Annotated in this window: 5 protein-coding genes and 1 pseudogene; 4 read left to right on the top strand and 2 right to left on the bottom strand. The window is 62.1% G+C overall.

Annotation, left to right across the window (positions count from 1 at the left end):
- Together EN991_RS19195 and EN991_RS19190 are read left to right on the top strand one after the other, a co-directional pair.
- A pseudogene (locus tag EN991_RS19195) lies at positions 1-1,240 on the top strand (hypothetical protein); the annotation flags it as partial.
- A gap of 131 nt (positions 1,241-1,371) precedes the next feature.
- Positions 1,372-2,004: a LysE family translocator gene (locus EN991_RS19190; protein ID WP_024504845.1), complete on the top strand. Its 633-nt coding sequence runs from the start codon at positions 1,372-1,374 to the stop codon at positions 2,002-2,004.
- Positions 2,005-2,012: 8 nt separating this feature from the next.
- Here EN991_RS19190 and EN991_RS19185 read toward each other — a convergent pair whose 3' ends face one another.
- Positions 2,013-2,837 carry a DUF2189 domain-containing protein gene (locus EN991_RS19185; protein WP_127369318.1) on the bottom strand — a complete coding sequence of 275 codons (825 nt, stop codon included), beginning with the start codon at positions 2,835-2,837 and terminating at the stop codon, positions 2,013-2,015.
- 300 nt (positions 2,838-3,137) lie between these two features.
- Between EN991_RS19185 and EN991_RS19180 the strand changes: the two genes are divergently transcribed.
- Both EN991_RS19180 and EN991_RS19175 read left to right on the top strand, forming a co-directional pair.
- Entirely contained in the window at positions 3,138-4,361 is a 1,224-nt protein-coding gene (locus EN991_RS19180) for a TadE/TadG family type IV pilus assembly protein (protein WP_127369317.1), read from the top strand.
- Between the two features lie 251 nt (positions 4,362-4,612).
- The gene (locus tag EN991_RS19175) at positions 4,613-5,122 is read left to right on the top strand and encodes a CAP domain-containing protein (RefSeq protein ID WP_032899511.1); all 510 of its coding nucleotides are present in this window, start codon (positions 4,613-4,615) and stop codon (positions 5,120-5,122) included.
- A 49-nt stretch (positions 5,123-5,171) separates the two neighbouring features.
- Here EN991_RS19175 and EN991_RS19170 read toward each other — a convergent pair.
- The coding region (locus EN991_RS19170) for a DHA2 family efflux MFS transporter permease subunit (protein WP_127369316.1) at positions 5,172-6,336 on the bottom strand (1,165 nt) is incomplete at its 5' end.

Below are 6,336 nucleotides of genomic sequence, written 5' to 3'. Positions count from 1 at the left end.
CAAATACGCCCAGCAGACCAACGGCATCTGGTACAAGCGCGGCACCGGATGGGGAACCGACGAAGGCCAGATGCTGACCCGGTTTTCGCTCTATCGCGACATGAAGGTCGTCACCAACCATGAGCGTGTCGTCAACAGCAAGCGCGTGGTGTGCGACGAATACAACCCGAACAACACCTGCAAACGCGACCACGACGAATACGACTACATCGACACCTATGGCCCGTTCGCCAGTTGGCAGGGCTGCGTCGAGGCCAGGCCTTATCCCTACAATGTCAACGACGCGGCGCCTTCCGGCGGCTCGGCGAACACCGGCATAGGGGTCGGCGATCCGGCGACGATGTTTGTGCCGATGTTCGCCCCGGACGAACCCGGCAACCATTGGAGGCTCACCCAGGATCCCGACGAGGCCGCGCCGACGACCTATGGCGCCATCAACAGCTGGTGGAATGACGACCCGACGAGCAGCACCGGCCAATCCCGGCTGCGCAACATGTCCAAATATTTCCAACCGAGGCCGATCAATGCGCCGGCGCTGGCCGCCGGCAACGGGCCGAACTACAGCTGCTCCACCAACCCGATCACGCCGCTGACCGATGTCAGCGTTACCACTGGGCTTACCGCGATCAAGGCCGCGATCGACCTGATGAAGCCCGATGGCGGCACCAATGTTCCCGAAGGCATGGCCTGGGGTTGGCGGGTGGTTTCGAGCGGCGAGCCGTTCACGCAAGGCCGCCCGGAAACCGAGAGAGGCAACGACAAGGTCGTCATCGTGCTGACCGACGGCGCCAATACCTACTACACGCCGTCCTCGCTCAGCCATTCCGACCCCGCCGATTCGAAATCGACCTATGCGTCCTTCGGCTATCTCAACCCAGGCTACAACGGCACTTCGGTGGGCCGCCTGTTCATGGGCACATCGAGCGCCATTGGCCAGTTCGACTATTCGAACGGCAACTACACCAACGCGCTCAACGAGCAGATGGCGACGCTTTGCAACAACGCCAAGGCAGCCAATATCATGGTGATGACGGTGGCGCTCGACCTGTCGACGACCAAAACCGCCGATCAGCAGGCGATCGAGGCGCTGAGATCCTGCTCGTCGAACTCGCGCTTCCGCAAGGATCCAACGGACGCGAGCAAGCCGGCAAAACTGTTCTGGAATGCCACCGGCGCCAGCTTGTCGAACGATTTCAAGGAAATCGGCAACGAATTGTCGAACCTGCGCATCGTCGGCTGATCCTCAGGCTTCGGGGGCTGGCTGGAACAACGGCTGGCGCCGCCATGCACTTGCGCGCGCCTCCCGGGACAGGCACATCTTGGCCGCCTGCCGGATCGCGCGTCCATTCGCGGCGCGCTGGGGAAGAACAGATGCCCGAAACAGCCAATCATCTCGCCTTCGCGCTGGTCTGCCTCGGCATGGTGCTGACGCCTGGCCCCAACATGATCTATTTGATCTCGCGTTCCCTGTCGCAGGGGCCGAAGGCGGGGCTCATCTCGCTTGGCGGCGTGGCGCTCGGCTTTGTCTTCTATGTACTGGCGGCGGCATTCGGCATCACCGCGCTGCTGCTCGCAGTGCCCTACGCCTATGATGCGCTGCGCTTTGCCGGCGTGCTCTATCTCCTGTGGCTGGCCTGGCAGGCGGTGAAGCCGGGCGGACGCTCGCCATTCGAAGTGCGCGAATTGCCGAGGGACCGGCCGCGCAAGCTTTTCGCCATGGGCCTGATGACCAATCTGCTCAATCCGAAGGTGGCCGTGCTCTATCTGTCGCTGTTGCCGCAGTTCATCAGCCCTGGCAAGGGTCACGTCCTGTCGCAGCTCCTGGTGCTCGGCGCGACACAGATCTCGATCAGCCTCAGCGTCAATGCCGTCATCGCGGTGACGGCCGGTTCAATCGCCACCTTCCTCGCCGGACGGCCCTTGTGGCTGGTCATCCAGCGCTGGATGATGGGAACCGTGCTGGCGGCTCTCGCGCTGAAGATGGCGACCGACGCGCAGCGCTGAGAGCTAGCCTACATCGGTCGCCTTATCTGCTGTGCCCGCTCCGGCTCGACCACCTTGCGGTAGAGATGCCAGGTGGCATGGCCGAGCACCGGCATGACGACGGCGAGCCCGGCAAACAGCGGGATCGAACCGATCACCAGAAGCACGGCGACCAGCAAGCCCCACAGCGCCATTTGCAGCGGGTTGGCCATCACCGCCCGGGCCGAGGTCTCGATGGCTGAGACGGCGCCGACGTCGCGGTCGAGCAGCAGCGGGAAGGCAACCACAGTGGTGGCCAGCACGATTACGGCAAAGACTAAGCCCGCGGCATTACCGGCAAGGATCAGCGTCCAGCCCTTACTGGTGGTCAGCACGTCGCGGATGAAGCCGCCGATCGAGGCCGGCGGCTGGTCTCCGAACAGGCCAGTGTAGATCGATTGCGCGGTGTAGAGCCACAACAGGAACAGCGCCACCAGCATGACGCCAATGACGGCGATCGACGGGATCGCGGACGAGCGCCGGACATCAAACGCGTGCCGCCAGGAGGTGTTCATGCCGAGCTCGCGCCGGCGGCTGATCTCGTAAAGGCCGAGCGCCGCAAACGGCCCGACCAGCGCGAAACCCGACATCAGGGGATAGATGAGCTGGATGGCATTGGCGCCGGACGTCCACTGCGTCAGGATCAGGCCGACGATGGGATAGATCAGGCACAGGAACACGTAGTGCGATGGTTTTGCCCAGAAATCCTCGAACCCGAGACGCAACGCATCCCAAAGGTCCGACGTGGTGATGCGGCGCACCGCCGGCTGCACATGCATTCCACGTGCGTCCGCCATGACATGAAAGCCGGCCATAACCTTCCTCCCGTGTGTCGGGGCGGTCACCGCCTGGATGGCCGCCAGCGCTGCCATTTCAAGATCGAGAAGCATGATAGCAGAGTTGGCGGCGATTGTCGCCGGGTCAATGGCCTGGGGAGCAACTCCTCGTTGTGTTCAACTCTCCGTATGGCCTCTCATATGGCGTACCTTGGCAGACCTTCGTTTTGGCCAATCATTGTGCTGCATTTTAGCATTTACGCATTTTAGCATTTACTTAAATTACTCGTAGGGATCCCTGGCGTATCACCTGAGCTTTACGAGTTTCGGTGAGGGACTATGTTCGCATTGAAAGCCTTCTGGTCTTCGGAGCGCGGCAACTTTGCCATAACGACCGCCGTCGCTATGCTGCCACTAATGATTGGTTTGGCCGGCGCCGTCGATCTGATCGGCACGAGCCATGACGCCTCGCAACTCCAGAACTCGCTGGACGCGGCTGGGCTCGCCATCGGCACGAAGTTCTCTCCCGATATGGCGGCTGGCGATGTCCAGCAGCTTGGGCTGCAGTTCTTCGCCGCCAATATGAGCGCGGCCGACCAGCAGGAATATTTGGGCAGCGTCTCCGCTTTCGCGGCAACGGCAAGCGGCAGTCCAAGCGCCTACTTTATCTCGCTGTCGTCCAGCATAAGCCGCCCAAGCTTCATCAGCGCCTCGGCCCCCTGGCAGGCCTACCGCTCGGCCTCGGTCAAGATAAAACCTGGCGCACAGGCCTGCGTGCTGGCGCTCGATCCGCATGCGTCCGCCGCCGTGAACCTGCAGGGCTCAACCAACGTCTCGATGGACAATTGCGTGATCGCGGCGAACTCGGACGCGTCGGATTCCGTCAACAGGGGTGGTTCCGCACTGGTTTCGGCCGGCTGTGTCTCAACCGTCGGCGGCACCAGCGGGCTGTTGCCACCCAGCGCCAGTCTCGCCTGCGGAACGCCGCACGAACATAGGTACGCGTCCTTTGATCCATTGGCCGACGTCGTTCCTCCCCCTTACACATTGTGTTTGCCTGTCCCGAACGGCAAAACCTACACGCTGTCGCCCGGCACTTATTGCGACAAGACATTATCGGGGAACATCACGCTTAATCCGGGCGTCTACATCATGCGCGGCACCACCATAAAGCCAGGGGGAAACGGCAGCCTGACTGGCCAGGGCGTGACCATTTTCCTCATGGAAAGCGCTCAGATCTACATAAATGCCAATGAGAAGGTGAACCTTTCCCCGCCCACCAGCGGCCCTTATGCTGGTATCACCATTTTCCAGGATCACGGCAACACGTCTGCCCTGACATTGAATGGTGGCGCAAATTCCGTGCTCAGCGGTTTCATCTACGCGCCGGACGCGCCCATTTCCTACGCCGGCAACTCTGATATGAGCGCCCAGGGCGACTGTCTCAGGCTTGTCGGCAATACGATACAGATGACCGGGAACTCGTCCGTCAAGTCCGACTGCGCGGCGGCGCTTGGAAATCGCACAATGTATGCCGATCGGATGATCACTCTGGTGAAATGAGAGACAACCTGACGTGCGGCGGCGCCAGCGGTAGCGTTGAGAAAAATGGCGATAACGCACGGCCGGATCGGTTTCGATGCGAGGCGCAATCCGGCCAGCCTGGGATAGGCAGCGCCGTCGATCGCCTGGTGAAACTCCGCCCAGCATGCCACGCCGATCAGCGTTGTACCGGCCAGCGTCAGTCTGTCGCCCCCTCTCCGATTTTCGCCGCCCTGCCCGGCAAAAGCCATGATCGCCATTATCTCAGGGGCATGACCATAGCGAAAATCGAAACCCACCCGATCCCGAAGCTGAACAGGCGCATGGTGCTGACCGGCCTCGCAGCCCTGGCGGGGCTCGCCGCCTGCAGCACCGTTTCACTGCCAACCGGTGAAGGCGCCGGGGTCTCCTCCTCCGCCACCAGCACGCTGGCCAGCATCCGCGCCTCGGCCGGGCTCGCGCCGCTGGTCCCCGACCGGCAGCTCGAACAGGCCGCCCTGCAGCAGGCAGGCTATATGGCGCAGCGCCGCCGCATGAGCCACACCACCGGCTGGGGCAAGGATTTCGCCTCGCGCGTCAGGGACAATCGAATTTCCGGTGCCGCGGCGGAGAACATCGCCGAGGGTCGTTTCGACCTCGAGAAGCTGTTCGACATCTGGGTGCATTCACCAGGCCATCGCCGCAACATGCTCGACCCGCGCTTCACACGCTTCGGCCTTGCCTATGTGCGCGACGGCAGCGACAGCAAGCTCCGTTACTGGAGCCTCGTGCTCGGAAAATAGGAAAACGTGCCGGTTCGGTGCGCCACACCCAAGACGATTTGATGGAAAGCTAGTCCATATGCGCCGCCGGCGCGCCGCCGGCTGGTGCCTGCTTCGGCTTGCGCAGCAGGAAAACAAACGGGATGGCAAGCAGTGTCATCACCATGAGTATTTTGAAGTCGTTGACGTAGGAGATCATCATGGCCTGGAGATTGACCATGCGATCGACCTGCGAGAGCGCCGTTGGATCGCCGCCTGCGGCCGCCGGCGAAACAGCCCACAGATTGGGGTTGAACGGATTGATGAAGGCCGAAAGCTCGGCATGGTTGATCTGCGTGTTGCGCACCATCAACACCGTCACGACCGACACGCCGATCGACGAGCCAAGATTGCGCACCAGGCTGAACAGAGCCGTGGCATCGGTGCGGAAGCGCACGTCAAGCGTGGCGAAGGCGACGGTCGACAACGGCACGAACACCATCCCCATGCCCAGGCCCTGGATGACGCCGGAGCTGATGATCAGCCAATTGTCCATCTGCGGGGTGAAGCTGGACATGGTGTAGAGCGACTGCGCGGTCAGCAGGAAGCCGATGACGACGAGGATCCTGGCGTCAATCCTGCTCATGAGCCGCCCGACGACGAGCATCGAGATCATGGTGCCGACGCCGCGTGGCCCCATGACGATGCCGATGGTGACGGTCGGATAGCCGAAGATGGTCGACAGCATCGGCGGCAGCAGCGACATGCTCGCCAGGATGAGCACACCCATGACGAAGATGAATGCCAGCCCGGTCACGAAATTGCGGTCGAGGAAGATCTTGGGATCGATGAAGGGGTGCTCGGCCGTCATGGTGTGAATGATGAACACCCAGAAGCCGGTGAGCGAAAGACCAAGTTCGATCCAGATCTCCACCGAGGAAAACCAGTCGACCTCGCCGCCGCGGTCGAGCAGCAGCTGAAGCGCGCCGACGCCGAGCGATATCATGGCGAAGCCGAAGAAATCGAAGCCGCGCACGCGCCGCGCGATAGCCGGCAAATAAGCGGCCATACCGAGAAAGGCGACGATGCCGACCGGCAGATTGATGAAGAACACCCAACGCCAGTTGAAATTCTCGGTCAGCCAGCCACCGAGTGTCGGGCCCAGAATCGGACCCAGCATGATGCCGGCGCACCAGATGGCCATCGCCTGGCCATGGCGTTCCCTGGGATTGATGTCGAGCAGGAAGGTCTGCGAC

The organism is Mesorhizobium sp. M7A.F.Ca.US.005.03.2.1, from assembly GCF_003997795.1.
In the GTDB taxonomy this organism is placed as follows: domain Bacteria; phylum Pseudomonadota; class Alphaproteobacteria; order Rhizobiales; family Rhizobiaceae; genus Mesorhizobium; species Mesorhizobium ciceri.
The sequence above is the reverse complement of the archived record's forward strand: the minus strand, read 5'-3'. Positions and strand labels throughout refer to the sequence as shown.